General features: G+C 69.2%; 14 protein-coding genes and 1 tRNA gene. 10 read left to right on the forward strand and 5 right to left on the reverse strand.

The features are described from left to right. Nucleotides 1–5: 5 nt before the first annotated feature. Nucleotides 6–1,508, forward strand: coding sequence for a sensor histidine kinase (locus C5B97_RS05160; protein WP_104252331.1), 1,503 nt, complete (start codon nucleotides 6–8; stop codon nucleotides 1,506–1,508). A 48-nt stretch (nucleotides 1,509–1,556) separates the two neighbouring features. On the opposite strand, the gene C5B97_RS05165 is transcribed toward C5B97_RS05160, so the two are convergent. After that, on the reverse strand, nucleotides 1,557–1,805 hold the full coding sequence (locus tag C5B97_RS05165; RefSeq protein ID WP_068476994.1) for a WhiB family transcriptional regulator: 249 nt from the start codon (nucleotides 1,803–1,805) through the stop codon (nucleotides 1,557–1,559). A gap of 179 nt (nucleotides 1,806–1,984) precedes the next feature. Here C5B97_RS05165 and C5B97_RS05170 point away from each other — a divergent pair, with 179 nt between their 5' ends. Then, entirely contained in the window at nucleotides 1,985–2,401 is a 417-nt protein-coding gene (locus C5B97_RS05170; RefSeq protein ID WP_104311073.1) for a hypothetical protein, read from the forward strand. Here C5B97_RS05170 and bcp read toward each other — a convergent pair. Next, the gene (gene bcp, locus C5B97_RS05175) at nucleotides 2,398–2,877 is read right to left on the reverse strand and encodes a thioredoxin-dependent thiol peroxidase (protein ID WP_104311074.1); all 480 of its coding nucleotides are present in this window, start codon (nucleotides 2,875–2,877) and stop codon (nucleotides 2,398–2,400) included. The two genes, C5B97_RS05170 and bcp, sit on opposite strands and share 4 nt — an antisense overlap. An 89-nt stretch (nucleotides 2,878–2,966) precedes the next feature. Here bcp and C5B97_RS05180 point away from each other — a divergent pair. Together C5B97_RS05180 and C5B97_RS05185 are read left to right on the forward strand one after the other, a co-directional pair. Next, nucleotides 2,967–3,039 (forward strand) — tRNA-Lys (locus C5B97_RS05180). Nucleotides 3,040–3,209: 170 nt separating this feature from the next. Continuing rightward, nucleotides 3,210–4,517 (forward strand): D-arabinono-1,4-lactone oxidase, encoded by a 1,308-nt coding sequence (locus C5B97_RS05185; protein WP_181026908.1) that lies wholly within the window; start codon nucleotides 3,210–3,212, stop codon nucleotides 4,515–4,517. A gap of 197 nt (nucleotides 4,518–4,714) precedes the next feature. On the opposite strand, the gene C5B97_RS05190 is transcribed toward C5B97_RS05185, so the two are convergent. After that, nucleotides 4,715–5,968, reverse strand: coding sequence for an MFS transporter (locus C5B97_RS05190; protein ID WP_181026930.1), 1,254 nt, complete (start codon nucleotides 5,966–5,968; stop codon nucleotides 4,715–4,717). Nucleotides 5,969–6,111: 143 nt separating this feature from the next. Between C5B97_RS05190 and C5B97_RS05195 the strand changes: the two genes are divergently transcribed. Together C5B97_RS05195 and C5B97_RS05200 are read left to right on the forward strand one after the other, a co-directional pair. Further along, the gene (locus C5B97_RS05195) at nucleotides 6,112–6,903 is read left to right on the forward strand and encodes a thioredoxin domain-containing protein (protein ID WP_104311077.1); all 792 of its coding nucleotides are present in this window, start codon (nucleotides 6,112–6,114) and stop codon (nucleotides 6,901–6,903) included. A 12-nt stretch (nucleotides 6,904–6,915) separates the two neighbouring features. After that, complete coding sequence (locus C5B97_RS05200; protein WP_104311078.1) at nucleotides 6,916–7,566, forward strand: vitamin K epoxide reductase family protein; 651 nt, start codon at nucleotides 6,916–6,918, stop codon at nucleotides 7,564–7,566. 94 nt (nucleotides 7,567–7,660) lie between these two features. Here the strand turns inward: C5B97_RS05200 and C5B97_RS05205 are convergent, their stop codons facing one another. Together C5B97_RS05205 and C5B97_RS05210 are read right to left on the reverse strand one after the other, a co-directional pair. Beyond that, on the reverse strand, nucleotides 7,661–8,290 hold the full coding sequence (locus tag C5B97_RS05205; protein ID WP_146080732.1) for a hypothetical protein: 630 nt from the start codon (nucleotides 8,288–8,290) through the stop codon (nucleotides 7,661–7,663). 131 nt (nucleotides 8,291–8,421) lie between these two features. Continuing rightward, complete coding sequence (locus C5B97_RS05210; protein ID WP_068476980.1) at nucleotides 8,422–8,613, reverse strand: hypothetical protein; 192 nt, start codon at nucleotides 8,611–8,613, stop codon at nucleotides 8,422–8,424. Between the two features lie 317 nt (nucleotides 8,614–8,930). Here C5B97_RS05210 and C5B97_RS05215 point away from each other — a divergent pair, with 317 nt between their 5' ends. The 4 genes from C5B97_RS05215 to C5B97_RS05230 all read left to right on the forward strand — a co-directional run bounded on the left by C5B97_RS05215 (nucleotide 8,931) and on the right by C5B97_RS05230 (nucleotide 16,350). Next, on the forward strand, nucleotides 8,931–10,451 hold the full coding sequence (locus C5B97_RS05215) for a choice-of-anchor G family protein (RefSeq protein ID WP_146080733.1): 1,521 nt from the start codon (nucleotides 8,931–8,933) through the stop codon (nucleotides 10,449–10,451). 94 nt (nucleotides 10,452–10,545) lie between these two features. Next, complete coding sequence (locus tag C5B97_RS05220; RefSeq protein ID WP_104311082.1) at nucleotides 10,546–11,148, forward strand: TetR/AcrR family transcriptional regulator; 603 nt, start codon at nucleotides 10,546–10,548, stop codon at nucleotides 11,146–11,148. Between the two features lie 22 nt (nucleotides 11,149–11,170). Beyond that, complete coding sequence (locus tag C5B97_RS05225) at nucleotides 11,171–14,131, forward strand: MMPL family transporter (protein ID WP_104311083.1); 2,961 nt, start codon at nucleotides 11,171–11,173, stop codon at nucleotides 14,129–14,131. Beyond that, nucleotides 14,128–16,350: a YhgE/Pip domain-containing protein gene (locus tag C5B97_RS05230; RefSeq protein ID WP_104311084.1), complete on the forward strand. Its 2,223-nt coding sequence runs from the start codon at nucleotides 14,128–14,130 to the stop codon at nucleotides 16,348–16,350. Before C5B97_RS05225 ends, C5B97_RS05230 begins: the two co-directional genes overlap by 4 nt. The last annotated feature ends 207 nt before the right edge of the window (nucleotides 16,351–16,557 follow it).

Consider the following 16,557-nt stretch of genomic DNA (forward strand, 5'->3'; position numbering starts at 1 on the left):
ACCGAGTGTCGAGTCTCTCATCGCAACTCCAGCGCCGCGGAACCCTCAGTGAAGCTGAGCAGTCGTGGATCCTGCAGCTGAGCGCCGACTGGCAGCTCCTCACCGACCTCTCGTGCGCGGATGTCGTGCTCTGGGTCCACACGAAGGACGACGACTTCGTCGCCGTCGCACAGGGGCGCCCCTCGAGCGCCCCGACGCTCTTCTACCGCGACCTCATCGGCCAGTCCGTGCGGGAGCAGTGGGCGATGGCCGTGCGCAGGTCCTACGAGGAGGGCATCACCGTTCGGTCGACCGAGCCGGACTGGTTCGACGAGATCCCGACGCAGCTGCTCGTGACACCCGTCTTCTGCCGTCTGCCGGGTGAGGGAGTCAGCCAGCACCCCATCGCCGTCATCACGCGTCACACGAACCTGGGGAGCACACGCTCGATCACCCGCCAGGAAGAGACGTTCCGCGACTGCGCCGACGAGATCTTCGCAATGATCGAAGAGGGAGCCTTCCCCGATCCGGAGGCCCCGCAGATCTCACGCCGCGGCGCACCGCGAGCATCGGACGGACTCATCAGGCTCGACAGAGACGGCGTCGTCACGTTCGCGAGCGCCAACGCGCTCAGCGCCATGAACAAGCTCGGCTTCGGGGGAGAGCTCGAGGGGGAAGTGCTCTCGGAGGTCGCCTCAGCGCTCGTGCACGACAAGAGCCGCGTCACGGTAGACGAGGCGCTGCCGCTCGTCGTCACGGGGCGTGCGCCGTGGATGACCGACGTCGAAGCGCGAGACATCACCGTCACACTGCGCGCGCTGCCGCTGAGGGCGCACGGAGAGCGCACGGGCGCCATCGTGCTCTGCCGAGACACGACAGACGTCAGGCACCAGCAGCAGGAGCTCATCACCAAGGACGCCACGATCAGGGAGATCCATCACCGCGTCAAGAACAACCTGCAGACCGTCGCGGCGCTCCTGCGTATCCAGGCCCGACGCTCGCGGAGCGACGAGGCCAGGGAATCGCTGACGCAGGCCATGCGTCGGGTCTCCTCGATCGCGGTCGTGCACGACACGCTCTCCGGTGGCTTCTCCCAGACCGTCGACTTCGACGAGGTGTTCCTCCGCGTCATGAAGCTCATCACCGAGGTGTCCGCTTCCTCGAACACGGTTGTCCGACCGGTCGTCAGCGGTCGATTCGGAACGCTGCCCAGCGAGTACGCGACGCCGCTGGCCCTTGCGCTCACCGAACTCGTCACGAACTCTGTCGAGCACGGACTCGCGGGGCAGGAAGGCGAGGTCACCGTCACGGCCGAGCAGACGCCGGGTGGGCTCTCCGTCACGGTGGCGGATACGGGCTCCGGATTCGTCGCCGGACGCATCGGCGCCGGTCTCGGCACGCAGATCGTCCGCACCTTGGTTGAGGGCGAGCTCGGCGGCTCCATCGAATGGCACTCCGAGCCGGGGGAGGGAACGCAGGTGAAGCTCCTCATCCCCAGCCGCTGGAAACGCGAGACGGGCGGCGCGTGAACGCCGCCCGTCGGGCGATCCGCGGTCAGGCCGCGGGTTGTCTGCTGCTCAGGACGCGCGTCGCGCTCGTGCAGCGCGACGCTTGAGTGCACGTCGCTCGTCTTCGGAGAGGCCTCCCCAGACGCCGGAATCCTGACCGGTGTCGAGTGCGTACTGAAGGCACACCTCGGTCACCTTGCAGGAAGCGCAAACGGCCTTCGCTGCGTCGATCTGGTCGACAGCGGGGCCGGTGTTCCCGACCGGGAAGAAGAGCTCGGGGTCTGCGTCCAAGCAGGCGGCAGTATCGCGCCAATCCATCAGTGGTGCTCCTTATCGAGTGCGCCTCGCGCACAAAAACGCTCCGCTGGGAGCGAAGTTCGTGAACCCGGGATGCGGTGACTGGCCTATAGACTTGGCCTCGATTTTGCATTCCTCCGGGTATCTCTACCTAGAGAAAGATTTTGCCACAGCGTCATTTTCCAGGCAAGGGGTAATTCGTGAGCCCAGGCACGACCAAGCGCCCGGTCACCGTCGTTCTGCTTGCCGGGGTGCTCGGCGTGGAGGCCGTGATCCTCGCCGCCGTGACGGCGTTCCTCGTCGTGGAGACCGCCGCGCAGGAGGCCAGGTTCCTCGCCTCCTCCCTTGCGCTTGCTGGGCTCGCGCTGCTGGGGGCCGTGCTCCTTGCGCTCGTGGCCGTGTCGACGCTGCGTCTGCGCGCCTGGGTCCGCGGGGCTGCCATCACCTGGCAGATCATGCAGCTGGCAGTCGCCTGGGTGTTCCTCCAGGGCGATCTGGCCGTCTGGGCCGGCTGGGTGCTCGTCGCCATCAGCCTGCTCGGCATCGTCGCGGCCGTGCATCCGGCGACGGGCCGTGCACTGCGCCGCGACGACGACGAGGTGGAAGCGAGGGGCTAGACCCCGAGCAGCTTCAGGATCCGGGCGACGTGGCCCGCGGCGCGAACGTTGTAGAGGGCCTCGGTGATCTTGCCGTGCTCGTCGATCACGAAGGTCGAGCGGATGGGGCCCACGGCGACGCGACCGTACTTGTTGCGCTCTCCGTAGGCGCCGTAGGCGGTCTGCACGGCGTGGTCGGCGTCGCTCAGGAGCGTGAAGTCCAGGTGCTCGGCGTCGCGGAACTCGGCCAGCTTCTCCGGGTCGTCCGACGAGATGCCGAGGATCGTGTACCCGGCGGCGCGAAGCGGGGCATCGCTCTCGCGGAAGTCGCACGCCTCAGCCGTGCATCCAGGGGTGAATGCCTCGGGGTACGTGTAGAGGATGACGCGCTTGCCGCGGTAGTCGGAGAGGGAGACGGCGTTGCCGTCCTGATCTGTGAGGGTGAAGTCCGGAGCGTCTGCGCCCGGCTCGAGGCGGGTCGGAGTGGAGGTCGTCATGGCCTCAATCGTGGCATGTCGCGGCCGATTGGACTTCGAGTTCAAAACAGTGCTATTCTCTCTTGGTCGCCACGGAAACGGAACGACGCGCACCTCTAGCTCAATTGGCAGAGCAATTGACTCTTAATCAATGGGTTCTCGGTTCAAGTCCGAGGGGGTGTACGAGATAGGCCCGGTAGCTCTCGCCAGCTACCGGGCCTTCTTGCATCCTCGAGGGAGGCTCTCTTCGGGCTGGGAGGGCACCGATCCGCCGTTCTCGGAGGCGCGGTGCTGGCACAATGGGCATGCACTGGCTTGGCGCGCAACGCGCCGACGACGAGGAGGCGGATTCCGTGACGATTGCACCCGGAGAACTTTGGGCGAACTGGCCGCGGACCGCACGCGCGAACCCGTCGAGCATCGTTGCTCCCAGGACTGCGCTCGAGGTCCAGCAGGTCGTCGCCGAGGCCTACAGCAGGGGCAGGCACGTGCGTCCCGTCGGTGCGAGCCACACCTCGAATGCGCTGGCCGCGGCCCCGGACATCCTCCTCGACGCCCGAGGCCTCCGCGGCATGAACTGGATCGACCTCGACAGCCATGAGGCGTCGTTCGGTGCCGGCACGACGATCGCCGAGGCCGGGGCCCTGCTCGAGACCTACGGATGGCAGCTGCAGAACATCCCGAACAACCCCGCCGTGACTCTCGGAGGCGCGATCGCCACGGGCAGCCATGGCACTGGTGCTCGTTTCGCGAGTCTGTCATCGCAGCTCGTCTCCGCGACGCTCGTCTCCGGGACCGGCGAGCTCGTCACGGTGAGCGCCCACCAGGACCTCGAGCTGTGGCCTTCGGTGAAGCTCAGCCTCGGCGCGCTCGGCATCTTCACGGAGCTCGTGTTCTGCATCGTGCCCGGCTACCGCATCCGCACCTCGGAGGAGCAGATGCGCATGAGCGAACTCGTCGACGAGTTCGCTGTGCTCGCCTCAGGCGCTGACCACTTCTCGGCGAGCTGGCGGCCGCACACCGATGAGGTGTTCGTGACGCAGGGGTTCCGCGAATCCGGCGAGATCGCCGACGAGCCGACGCCCTCGCGCCGTTCCGCATCCTTCGGCGCGCTCGGCGAGATGCTCGCCATCGGCCTGTCGAAGTCGCTGCCGTTGCTCACCCCCGCGGTGAACAAGCTCGCGAACCGCGTGCATCCGGTCGGCGAGTCGACCCTGGGGCCCATGCGAGCACTCGCGGAGCCCGCCCCGGTGCGCTTCGCGTCGCTCGAGTACTCGTTCCCCATCGCCGAGACCCCAGAGGTGCTGCGGGCGCTCGACGAGACCCTCGAGCGAGCGCACCTCAATCTCCCCTACGCCGTTCGCATCTCGACGACTGCTGCCGACGACGCGTTCCTGTCCAACGCATACGGCAGGGCTGTCGGGAACATCACGGTGCGCGTGCCGTCCACGCTCGACGCGCGCGCGATCTTCACCGCTGCCGAGGACCTCTTCCTGAGCCTTGGGGGCCTCCCGCACTGGGGCAGCTTCCACACGGTGCGTGCGGAGGAGTTCAAGCACGTCATCACGCGCTTCGGCGATTTCCACACGGCGCGCGAACGGCTGGATCCGGAGGGCGTGTTCGACAACGCACACCTCAAGCGCGTCCTCGGGGCGCACTGAGTCGACCGCGCGCCTGACCGCGCGCTCGGCCGCGCGCCCTGCGTCTCGGGATGGGTTCCGCGCTTCGGGATGGGTTGCTTCCCATCCGGAAGCGTGGAACCCATCCCGAGGCCGTTCGAGCGGGGCCTGAGTCGTCTGCTGGCCCGTGCCGACGCTCGTCGAGCGTGATGAGCGGATGCGCGTCGAAGCGCGGACGCCTACAGGGGCTCGTCGGCTCGCGGGTCGTCCAGGTTGCGCCAGGGGCGGTCACGCCACCTGAACGCTCCGGCCCGGTGCAGGATCCAGGCGGCGAGCATCGCCCCGACGGCACCGGATGCACCGCCGACGAGGAGCGCCGCGCGCGGCCCGAACAGTTCGACGATCCACCCCATGACGGGGGCACCGACGGGCGTCCCGCCGAGGAAGATCGCCATGTACAGCGAGAGGACCCGCCCGCGCATGGAGGGCTCGACGCTTCCCTGGACGAGGGCGTTGGCCGTGGTGATCGCGCTGAGCGAGGTGAAGCCGATGGGGATGAGGGCCACGGCGAACATCCAGAACGTCGGCGCCAGGGCGGCTGCCAGGCAGCTGAGAGCGAAGAACACGCTCGACGACAGCAGGACACGGAACCGGGCTCGCTCGCGCTTCGCGGCCAGCAGCGCGCCCCCGAGCGAGCCGATGGCGAGGATCGAGGAGAGCAGGCCGAAGCTATCCGCGCCGCCACCGAACTCCATGGTCGTCATGGTCGCCGTGTAGATGGGGAAGTTCAGGCCGAAGGTGCCGAGGAGGAAGACCAGGACCAGGACCGCGACGATGTCCGGGCGCCTCGCGACGTAGCGGATGCCCTCGCGGATCTGCCCGCGGCCGCGTTTCGATGGGGGAGCGGGGAGCAGATCCGCGCCGCGCATGGCCAGGAGGGCCGCGATGGTCGCGAGGTACGTGAGCGCGTTGACGAGGATCACCGGGCCCGCGCCGATGAGGACCGTGAGGACTCCGGCGACGGCCGGCCCCAGCATCCGGGCGCCGTTGAACGACGCCGAGTTGAGGGCTACGGCGTTCGAGAGCAGCTTGAGGCCCACCACCTCGGAGACGAACGCCTGGCGCGCTGGCGCGTCCAGGGAGGCCGCGCAGCCGAGGAGCAGTGCGAAGACGTAGACGTGCCAGAGCTCCGCGGCGCCCGCCGTCACGATGGCGCCGAGCGCGAGGGCGAGCACGGCCATGACCGACTGCGTCCAGATGAGCACCTTCCGCTTCGAGAAGCGGTCGGCGATGACGCCGGCGTACGGCGCCAGCAGCAGCTGCGGGCCGAACTGCAGGGCCATGACGACGCCAAGCGCGGTGGCGTCGTTGTCGGTGAGCTCGGTGAGCACGATCCAGGCCTGCGCTGTGCGCTGCATCCACGTGCCGACGTTGGAGGTCAGGGACCCCGCGAACCAGATGCGGTAGTTCCGTTCGCCGAGCGACCGGAACATGGAACTCACGGTGGCTGCTCCCTGGGGGTGGTCGGATGTGCGGGGTGCACAATGTAATAGTTGTGGCCGCAAGTATGTATGTGAAGGTCACAAAATGATCTCACGTACAATGACGCCGGTCGTCGAACCCGAGGAGAGCCGCAATGGCAGACAAGAACCGCGAACACATTCAGAAGCTTCGCGAGGAGGCGAACGCCATCCGCAAGCAGGAGGAGGCGCGCGCCCGGCGCGGTCGCGTGCTCACGCAGGTGGGCATCATCGTCGGGGCCGTCGTCGTGCTCGGTGCCATCGTGCTGCTTGCCGTCTTCGGCTCGACCTGGTTCGGCAAGAAGATCGAGCTGACCGCCGATGGCACGGTGGCGGTGCAGCGCCTCGACGGTTCGAGTGTCGAGCAGCCCATCGAGGTCGTCGACAACTCGGCGATCGTCGTCGGTGCAGCGGATGCCCCCGTCAAGATCGACTACTACTACGACTACTCGTGCCCCCACTGCGTGGACTACCACGAGCAGACTGGGGCGGTCTACAACGATCTCGTCGCCGCAGGTGACGCCCAGGTGACCTACCACGCGATCAACATCGTGGCCCCGTACGGTGCTGAGGCCGCCGCGGCGATCGCGTCCACCGTCGCCTACCAGCCGTCCGCGTTCTTCGAGGTCCACGACGGCCTGTTCGGAATCCCAGGCCAGACGCAGACCAGCTGGGGTCCCGCTGACTACGCATCGGCGCTGAGCCAGCTCGGTGTGACGAACGAAGAAGCCCTCGCCGCGGCCACCAACGGCGAATTCTCGGGGTGGGCCGCCGCGAACACGGCTGCGTCGCGCGAGGCCGGCGTCTCGGGAACCCCGAGCATCTTCGTCGACGGCGAACTGCAGCAGACGCCCCCGACCGTCGAGACGCTCATGGCGCTCGCCGGCACCGCGAACGCCGGCGAGTAGCGGCGGCGCACGATGACGAGCTCCCCTGAGACGGCAGAGGCCGGCGCGGCGGACGAGCAGGGCGGCGTCTCCCGCCTGCCCTGGCTCGTGCGCACGCCGCGGAACGTTGCGTGGGCGCTTGTCGTCTTCGGCGGCGTGGGGCTCCTCGCGAGCTTCTTCCTCACCGTGGAGTACATCCACAAGCTGCAGGCGCCGAACGAGGCGCTGGTCTGCGATCTGAGCATCTTCGTCACGTGCGGTCCGGCCATGCAGTCCTCAGCTGGCGCGATCCTCGGCTTCCCGAACATCATCATCGGCCTCGTGACGTTCGCCGTGACGGTCGCGATCGGAGCTGGCATCTTCGCGGGTGCGAGCTACCGTCGCTGGTTCTGGGTCGCCTTCCAGGTCGGTCTGGTGGGCGCCGCGGCGCTCGTCAGCTACCTGCAGTGGTACAGCGCCTTCGAGCTCGCGCGCCTGTGCCTCTGGTGCATGATCATCTGGGCGGCGACCATCCCTCTCGTCTCGACGGGGACGATCTTCAACCTCGTGCACGGGCACCTGGGTGCCGGCGCGAAGCGAGTGGGGGAGAAGCTCGCACCGTTCCTCGTGACGATCATCATCGTCTGGTACCTGGTCGTCGTCGCGGTCGTCTTCGCGGGGCTCCTCCCGTACTTCGCCATCTAGGCGCACGCAGCGCGTAACGAAGAACCCCGGTCCGAACACGGACCGGGGTTCTTCGTTACGCGCTGCTCAGTGCTGTGCGCGCGTGGAGAGAGGCTCAGGCGATCTTGCGCTCTTCGGCCAGGGATGCTCGCGCTGCGAGGTCAGCCGGGCGAGGGGTCACCGTCTCGACGAGGTCCTCAAGCGACTCCTCGGGCTTGAGGAACGACTCGATAGCCTTCTGGCGTTCCGCTTCGCTCGCAGGAGCGAGGCGCACCGGCGCTTCGTCGCCTGCTTCCAGCGCTGCGACGGTTCCCAACGTGTTCTGGATGCGGCGCACGAGGTCGGCGACCATGATCTCGGAGAACATGGCGTCGTCGCCCGGCTCGCGGTCTGGGCGCCATTCGAGGCGGTAGCGGCCTTCGGCCCCGAACATGTCGTCGAGGAGGAGGGTGAGCTCCTCGCGGGCCTCGTCGCTCATGATCGCGCTGGGCTCGAGCAGGCGCGGTGGCTCCAGCTCGCTTCCCGGGCGCTCGAGGCCGGAGAAGTTGGGGTGGCCGCCCAGGGGCATGGCCGGGCGTGCCGACGGTGCGGATGCAGCGGGGATCGGGGCCGGGATGGCACCCATCTGATGCTGGGGGAGCGACGGCAGCGTCGTGGCCGTCTGCTGGGGGGTGGGCTGCGTCGAATCTGCGATCGACGTGGCTTCACCCTCGGGGTGTCGCCGCTTGCGGAACCAACCGAACACGGAGTCCCCTTTCTGCACCTGGATTGTGAGCTCGTGAACCGGGACAGGTCGTCTGCCGCGGATTGAGACAGCACTAGTCTCACGGCGTTCGTGCGGCGTGTCGACAGACACGCCGCACGACGCTCGGATTGTTAGTCGAGCTCTAGCTTCTTCTGGTTCGCGTCGTCCATGACGGCGCTGATCGCCAGGGCCGTGGAGATGCCCCAGGCCAGCCAGACGAGCACTGCTCGCCAGCGCTTGGTCTCCATCGAGGTCTGTCGGACGACACCCACGATGCCGAAGACCGAGGACAGGATCGCGCCGTTGGTGAGGAATTTGCGCATGGGTTCCGCTCCCTTGTGCCGGGGCCGCGTCGTTGTGATGCCGCCAGCGTTCTGATTGACGTCGTCAGGGTAGCGGTGTCGTCTGGCCATCCGATGAAGTGTGGATGCGATCTCGACGCTGCGCGGAGGTGGGGTGCCACGGCTGAGCGGCGGGACATTCTCGTATTCGCGGCGTCGAGAGGCGTTCGGGTCGTCCTCAACTAGTGGAATTGGTCCGGGCCAAGTTAGCGTGCATTCATCATCCGCGCGAATGCGCGAGTGATGTCGGCAGCTGCACACCCCGGTGCAGCTGTGTCCCCTGACGCAAGGTCTCATCGATGAACCCTCCCTCCCTGCCCAGAACCCGCATGGACTCCAACCCCGACAAGCAAGCCGGGCTCACCCGGCGAGGGGTGCTCGCCAGCACCGCCTGGATCGCGCCCGTGCTCCTGACGGCGACCGCGGCTCCACTCGCCGCCGCGTCGACGTGTCAGTCCCCGTCCGGCCTGTACAGCACGCGTGCGGGAGCGCGCCTGCTCCACGGGTCGCTCGCCGGTGTGTCATTGAACGCGGTCACGGGTCTCACCGGCTCGCAGGCGAGCAACAGTGCCGGGTCCCCGCCGATCGTCACGGTGGCAGGGCCCGCCACCCTCGCCCCGCTCAGCGGCGCCGCCGCTGTGCTCAGCGGAATCCTCACGCTCGCCGATGCGAACCTCGGCGTCGTCCACCAGTTCGCGCGCGCGAACCGTGACGGCGGTTCCCTCGGCGCGGTCGGAGCCGTGTCGGACAGCGGCAGCATCACCCTCAACCCCGATCCCTACGCCGCACCCGATCTCGCGCGCGTCGAGCTGAAGGGGCTGCTCGAGAACCTGGCGGGCGCCCCCGCGGCGGATCTCGTCGGTGCGGTCTCCGATGTCGCTCTTGTCGTCGGCGCCGTCGGCGCTCGCAGTGAGATCGCGGATCCGTGCGCCGAACCGGTCGCCCTGCGTCAGTACCTCATGAGCCATCTTGCGCTCGAGCTCTCCACGCCAGCGGCCGGCGCGCTCGTCTCCGCGCTCACGGCCGCTCTGCCGACCCTCGCCGTCGACACGTCGCGAATCCTGGGGCCGCTCTCGTCGATACCGTTGCTTGGCGGGATCTTCGACGCCGCCAACATCTCGGTGTCCGTGTCGATCGCCGCTGACGCGCTCCTGCAGCCCCTGCCCGGCGACGGCTCGGCCGCGCTGACGCTGGATGCCGAGGCCGGGACGGCCTCGCTCGACCTCTCGACCCTCTTCGGAGGGCCGTACGTCGCGGGCACGCCGGGGTGGCTCAACGGGCTTGCACCGAACACGGCGCTCTTCGCCTCAGGGTTCCCGGTGTCGGCCGTCTCGACGATCCTGGACCAGTGGGTCTCGGCACTGCTCGCTCGGCTTGCGTCGAGCGTGGCCATCACCGTGACGACGGGTTCTCTGAAGCTCTCCGGCACGCTCGCGCAGTTCGCGAGCGGCACGGCGACCTTCACCACCGGCAACAGGCTCACCGACCGGCTCCTCGGCGGGCTCATGGGCGGTGTCATGGTCGCGGTCGCGGGGAGCGTCGAGGCGGCGCTCGAGGCGCTCCTCGACCCAGCAGGGGTCCTCTCGGTCGAGCTCACGGCCATCACTGACCTCCTCTCTGCCGCGCTCCTCCTGCTCAGCGATGTGCTCGCCCTCACCGTCAACGCGCAGAACCACCTCCCCGGTTCGCTGCCCTCCGCGTCGACGGTGCCAGGCCAGTTCGAGGTCACCGCGCTCCACGTCGGCGTGATCGGCGCGGCTTCGCTGCTGGACCTCTCCATCGGTCATGCGGTCGCCGGCCCCAACGTGCCCCGCGCCTGAACCGCGGGGGTGAGCTGACCGGTCAGGATGCGCCCCGCTCGCGCATCCTGACCGATCGGTTGAACTCTGACCGTTCGGTCAATAGACTGCTCGCGTGACCGAGCAACCGCAGCCGAATCCCGAGCCCACGCAGCCCGAGCATCGTCGATCGGCGTCCCGCCAGCATCCGACCGACCTGCTCAAGCAGGCTGCCCTCGTCGAATTCGCCGCGCACGGCTACGAGGGCGCCTCGCTGCAGGAGATCGCAAGCAAGGCCGGGTACACGAAGGCCAACCTGCTCTACCACTTCGGCTCCAAGCAGGGCCTCTTCGAGCAGGCCGTGCTCGAGGCCCTCGGCGCGTTCGAAGAGCTCGTCGACTCCCTGCAGGACCTCGACATCGGCACCGAGGACAGGCGCCTCGTCGGCCCCTTCGTCGACTTCCTCCTCCAGCACCGCCTGGCCGTGCACATGTTCGTGAACCACCGCAGCACCGGTGCTGGCGAGTTCATCGCGACCCGAGTCGACCCCATCATCGAACGACTCGTCGCGGCGTTGTCCGAGGACGACCCGGACCGTGCGCTGCGCATCGCCATCGGCCTCGCGGGCGTCACCTACTGCCTCGCCAACGAGAACATCCCAGGCGAGGCGCGGACGCAGGAGCCGACACGCGACGAGCTCGTCGACGCGCTCACCTTCATCTCGGCCACGCGCCGCTAGTCGACAGGCAGACACCGCACTCATGGCCCTTCTCCTCTTCCGCATCTCCCGCGGCTCATACCGCCACCCATGGCGTGTGCTCTCCGCCTGGCTCCTGCTGCTCGCGGTCGCCCTCGGCGTCGGCGTCGCCGCGGGCGGAACCCTCAAGGAGTCCTTCGCGATTCCGGGCACGCAGTCGCAGGCGGCGCTCGACCGCCTCGGCGAGGTGTTCCCCGAAGCAGCCGGTGCCAGCGCCAGCGTCGTCGTCGTGACTCCCGCGGGCGACTCCGTCGACGACGAGCCGTACCGGAGCGCCATCGACGCCGCGTCCGAGCGCATCGGCGAGCTCGACGGCGTCAGCCAGGCCCTCTCTCCCTTCTCGGAGTACGCGACCGACGCCGTGTCGGACGACGCCGAGGCAGGCATCATCCGCGTCCAGTTCGACGGAACGAGCGAGGACATCAGCGACGAGCTCATCGCCGACGTCACCGAGGCAGGCACATCGCTCGAGGACTCCGGCCTCCAAGTCGGGTTCGATGGGCAGATCTTCCAGAACCTCGAGTACGGGCTCACGCCGACCGAGATCGTCGGCGTCGTGTTCGCAGCGATCGTGCTCCTCGTGGCGTTCGGGTCGGTGCTCGCCGCAGGGCTCCCGCTCGTATCCGCCATCGTGGGGGTCGGCGTGACCATGGGCGGCATCCTCTTCGCCGCGAAGTTCGTGGTCGTCTCGAGCGCCACCCCCCTGCTCGCCGTCATGATCGGCCTCGCCGTCGGCATCGACTACGCACTCTTCGTCGTCTCGCGCCACCGAACGCAGCTCGCGAACGGCATGGACGCCGAGGAATCGACGGCGACCGCCGTCGGCACGGCAGGCAACGCCGTCGTCTTCGCCGGAGTGACCGTCATGATCGCGCTGCTCGGCCTCGTGATCGTCGGCATCCCGTTCCTCAGCGTCATGGGCATCGCCGCGGCTGCCGCCGTCTTCACCGCCATGGCGGCCGTCATCACCCTCGTCCCCGCGCTGCTCGGCTTCGCGGGCGAGCGGATGCGCCCCAAGGCCGGCTCGCGCGCGTTCCGTCGCGAGACCGGCGCAGATGCGAAGCCGACGATGGGCCGCCGCTGGGTGCGGCTCGTCATGAAGGCGCCGCTCCCGTTCGCACTCGCCGTCATCGCCATCCTCGGCACGCTCGCGATCCCGGCACTCGACCTCAAGCTCGCGCTCCCGTCCGGCGCATCCGAGCCCGAAGACAGCGTGGCGCACATCGGCTACGACCTCGTCGCAGAGCACTTCGGACCAGGCGCCAACGGGCCACTCATCGTGATGGTCGACATCACGCAGGGTGACAACGAGACCCTCCTCGACGACCTGCAGCTCATCGCCGACCGCGTCGCGGACGTCGACGGGGTCGACACCGTCGGCGACCCGCTGCCCAACACGACCGTCGACTCCGCCATCATCCAGGTCGTGCCCTCGACGGGCCCGGACGACGACGAGACGCTCCGAGTCGTCGGCGAGATCCGCGACCTCGGCGACGAGCTCGAAGCTGAGACCGGCATGGCGACCTCCGTGACCGGTGCGACCGCCATCGCGCTCGACATCTCCGACCGCCTCAACCAGGCGCTCCTGCCGTTCGCGGCCGTGGTCGTCGGGCTCAGCTTCTTCCTGCTCATGATGGTGTTCCGCTCGATCCTCGTCCCGCTCAAGGCGGCCCTGAGCTTCCTCCTGAGCGTGTTCGCCGCCTTCGGCGTCGTCGTCGCGATCTTCCAGTGGGGGTGGTTCGCCGACGCCCTGCACGTCGTGCCCGGCCCCATCATCAGCTTCATGCCCATCCTGCTCATGGCCATCATCTTCGGGCTGGCCATGGACTACGAGGTCTTCCTCGTCTCCGGCATGCGCGAGGCGTACGTGCGCAGCGGCGACGCGCGGAACGCCGTCGAGACGGGCTTCGCGAACGGCGCACGCGTCGTCACCGCGGCCGCGCTCATCATGTTCTTCGTCTTCGCCGCCTTCGTGCCCGAGGGAGCCGGCGTCATCAAGGCCATCGCCCTCGGGCTCGCCGCCGGCATCTTCTTCGACGCCTTCCTCGTGCGGATGACGCTGGTGCCCGCCATCATGGCGATGCTCGGGAAGCGCGCCTGGGCCCTCCCAGCCTGGCTCGATCGCATCCTCCCCGACCTCGACGTCGAGGGCGAGCACCTTCGCCACTACCGCCAGAACGTCGAGTGGATGCGCGAGCAGCCCGACGGCATCGCCATGGGCGAGCTCGTGGCCGGAACCGAGACGACGGCCACGCGCCCCGTGACAGGTGGCATCGAGCGCGGCGGTGTGCTGCTCGTGGAGGGACAGCTCGCCGAGCGGCGGCTGCTCGCGGCCACCCTCGCGGGACGCATCGAGCCCGTCGCCGGGCACGCCCACGCGCACGGGCACCTCACGCCAGGCGACGAGAGCGCCCTCATGCGACGCGTCGCCGTCGTGGACGCCTCGACGCTGGACGCCAGGTCGGCGGAGCTCACCGTGGGTGCCCTCCTCGAAGAGCGGCTGCGCCTCGGACGCGGAGCCACCGGGGGACCGGTGCCAGCCGCACTCGTCGACCAGGGAGTCGCCGAGGTCTCAGCAGCCGCGGCCAGACTCCGCGACGGCTCGCCCCGCGTGCAGGCCGGCACGAACCTCGGCGAGCTCCGGCCCGCATCGAGGGGCGTCGCCTTGGCGCGCATCGCGCTCGCGGAGGACCCCGAGGTCCTGATCGTCGATCTCGGCCCAGGAGCCGAACCCGAGGTGGCAACCCGCCTCGCCTCCTCCCTCCTCGCGGAGGTGAGCACGCTCGCCTCACCCGACACGACCATCGTGCTCGGACTCCCCAGCGGACTCGACCCCGCCGCAATCATCGGCAAGGTTCGACGTCCCGCTGGGCGCATCCGCCTCGACGCCGCGCCGGGCGCATCCGCCGACGCATCCACATCCACACACGCCGCAACCAGCACGCACAAGGGAGCACTCGCATGAGCGCCGCCGTCCTCCACGCCGTCACGGCCGACCGCGGGGCGCTGCGCCGGCGGCGCCTGCGCAACCTGCTCGTCGCGATCCTCGTGCCCCTCGTCGTCGCCGGCGCCTACTTCGCCGGCCTCGCCGGCGCAGAGGCCCGCACCTCCGCGATCCCCGCCATGATCGTGAACAACGACCAGCTCCAGACCCAGACCGCGCCGGACGGCACCGAGACGACCGTCATCGCGGGCCGGCTCGTCGTCAGCGCGCTCACCGATCCCGACACGGCGACCGGCTTCGACTGGCAGCTCGCCAACGCCGACACCGCGGCGGCCGCACTCGAAGACGGCTCGGCGTACGTGGTCGTCACCATCCCGGAGGACTTCTCCGCTCGCATCACGGGCATCGCCGACGAGGGGGCGACCCCCGCCACGATCGACGTGACCACCGACCAGTCGCACGACTACCTCTCGCCCGCCATCGCCAACGGGCTCGCCGATGCGCTCACCGCCCAGTTCGGCACGCAGGTCACCGAGATGGTCGCCGTTCAGCTCTTCGACGGCATCGGCCAGACCGCGACCTCCCTCCGCGACGCCGCCGATGGGGCATCCCAGCTCGCCGACGGCGGCACGCAGCTCGGCACCGGCCTCGCCCAGTTCGCCGACGGCCAGAGCGAGCTCTCGACCGGACTCGTGCAGAGCGCGGACGGTGCCAGCGAGCTCTCGACCGGCGTGAGCACCTACGTGTCCGGCGTCAGCCAGCTCTCAAGCGGCATCACCCAGTACACCGGCGGCGTCGGCCAGCTCTCCGCGGGCATCACGCAGTACACGAGCGGCGCCGACCAGCTCGCGGCTGGCGTCGGCCAGCTCGCCGCGCAGACGCCAGGACTCCGCACCGGCGGACAGCAGCTCACGGACGCGGGCACACAGCTCGAGGGATACTCGACCGCCGTCACGCAGGGCACCGCCACCTACCAGGAGCAGATCCGGCCGGCGCTCGTGGCCCTCAACGACTCCACGGACGGCCTCGTCGCCTGGTGCGCGGCCCTCGCCGACCCGACGTTGAAGACCCAATGCGAGACCCAGATCGCGGGCCTCGTCGGCACGACCGGCGGCGTCGACGGCCTCGTCGAGACCCTCGACGGGGCTACGAGCGAGCTGACCGCCGTGACCGACGGAGCAGCCGACCTGAAGACGCTCGGCACCGGCCTCGTCACCCTGGCGGACGGCATCGACCAGCTCAACACCGGCGCCACACAGCTCTCGGCAGGCTCCAGCAGCCTCACCACGGGCGCCTCCGACCTCGCGACCGCGGGCGACGAACTCAAGAGCGGCGCATCCCAGCTCGTCACCGGCGGAACCGAGCTCGAGACCGGCGCGAGCGCGCTCGCCACTGGTCTCGGGCAGCTCCGCGACGGGCAGCAGCTGCTCGTCGACGGAGTCGCCCCCATCCAGGAGGGCGTCGGCGAGCTCACCTCCGGCGCGAGCCAGCTGTCGACCGGACTGAGCGACGGCGCCGCGCAGGCGGAGAACGCCGTCGGCGATCCGGACGCGCTCGCGGAGGTCGTCGCCAACCCGGTCCAGACGAACCAGACCATGCAGCACGAGGTGAGCTTCGGCGAGATCCTCACCGCGCTCATCCTGCCCCTCGCGCTCTGGCTCGCCGCCCTCGCGACGACCCTCATGCGCCGCCTCGTGCCGACCGAGGCCTACGCGTCGATGGCGACGAACGGGCGCATCCTGCTCGACGCCGCGAGGCGCATGCTCCTGCCACTGGCCGCAGTGCTCTTCGCGGTCATCGTGATCGCGCACGGATTCGTCGGGGTGCCCGTGACCGCGGCCTTCGCGACGCTCGGCCTCGGCGCACTCTGCGCGCTCGCCCTCATCGGCCTGCACCTGCTCTTCACGACGCTCTGGGGGCGCCGGGCGGCAGCAGTCGCATCGATCGGCCTCCTGAGCATCCAGGTACTCGCCATGCGGGGGCTCGTGCCGCTTGAGCTGAAGTCGCCGTTCGTCGAGATGCTCTCCGGGCTGCTGCCCGGAACGCACCTCGCCGCGGGGCTGCAGATCGCCCACTCGGGAGGAAGCGCCTCCGGAGTGGTCACGGCGGCCATCGGCATGCTCGTCATCGCCGCGGTGTCGTTCGCGGCGGCGAGCCTCGTCATCGGGCGTCGGCGTCGCTCGAAGCCGTCACTCGTGGCCGGCCTCGCCGCAGGGCGCCGCGAGCTCGTCGCCGCGTAGACCCCGCGTCTCGGGGCAGCGTCTCGGGATGGGGAAATCACTTCGTTGGGGGAAATTTCCCGCCACGAAGTGAGGATTCCAGCCCGAGTCGGGCGTGGTGGCTGAGCCGGGTGCTCGCCGTCGCCGCGTAGACCCCGCGTCTCGGGGCAGCGTCTCGGGATGGGGAAATCACTTCGTTGGGGGAAGTTTCCCGCCACGAAGTGAGGA

Source organism: Pseudoclavibacter sp. RFBB5 (assembly GCF_002931555.1).
In the GTDB taxonomy this organism is placed as follows: Bacteria; Actinomycetota; Actinomycetes; order Actinomycetales; family Microbacteriaceae; genus Pseudoclavibacter.

What these genes read in the sequence shown, in the direction of transcription:
- C5B97_RS05225 (WP_104311083.1), top strand. Translation starts at nt 11,171, where the DNA reads ATGGCCCTTCTCCTCTTCCGCATCTCCCGCGGCTCATACCGCCACCCA.
- C5B97_RS05210 (WP_068476980.1), bottom strand. Translation starts at nt 8,613, where the DNA reads ATGCGCAAATTCCTCACCAACGGCGCGATCCTGTCCTCGGTCTTCGGC.
- C5B97_RS05195 (WP_104311077.1), top strand. Translation starts at nt 6,112, where the DNA reads ATGGCAGACAAGAACCGCGAACACATTCAGAAGCTTCGCGAGGAGGCG.
- C5B97_RS05165 (WP_068476994.1), bottom strand. Translation starts at nt 1,805, where the DNA reads ATGGATTGGCGCGATACTGCCGCCTGCTTGGACGCAGACCCCGAGCTC.
- bcp (WP_104311074.1), bottom strand. Translation starts at nt 2,877, where the DNA reads ATGACGACCTCCACTCCGACCCGCCTCGAGCCGGGCGCAGACGCTCCG.
- C5B97_RS05190 (WP_181026930.1), bottom strand. Translation starts at nt 5,968, where the DNA reads ATGTTCCGGTCGCTCGGCGAACGGAACTACCGCATCTGGTTCGCGGGG.
- C5B97_RS05215 (WP_146080733.1), top strand. Translation starts at nt 8,931, where the DNA reads ATGAACCCTCCCTCCCTGCCCAGAACCCGCATGGACTCCAACCCCGAC.
- C5B97_RS05200 (WP_104311078.1), top strand. Translation starts at nt 6,916, where the DNA reads ATGACGAGCTCCCCTGAGACGGCAGAGGCCGGCGCGGCGGACGAGCAG.
- C5B97_RS05230 (WP_104311084.1), top strand. Translation starts at nt 14,128, where the DNA reads ATGAGCGCCGCCGTCCTCCACGCCGTCACGGCCGACCGCGGGGCGCTG.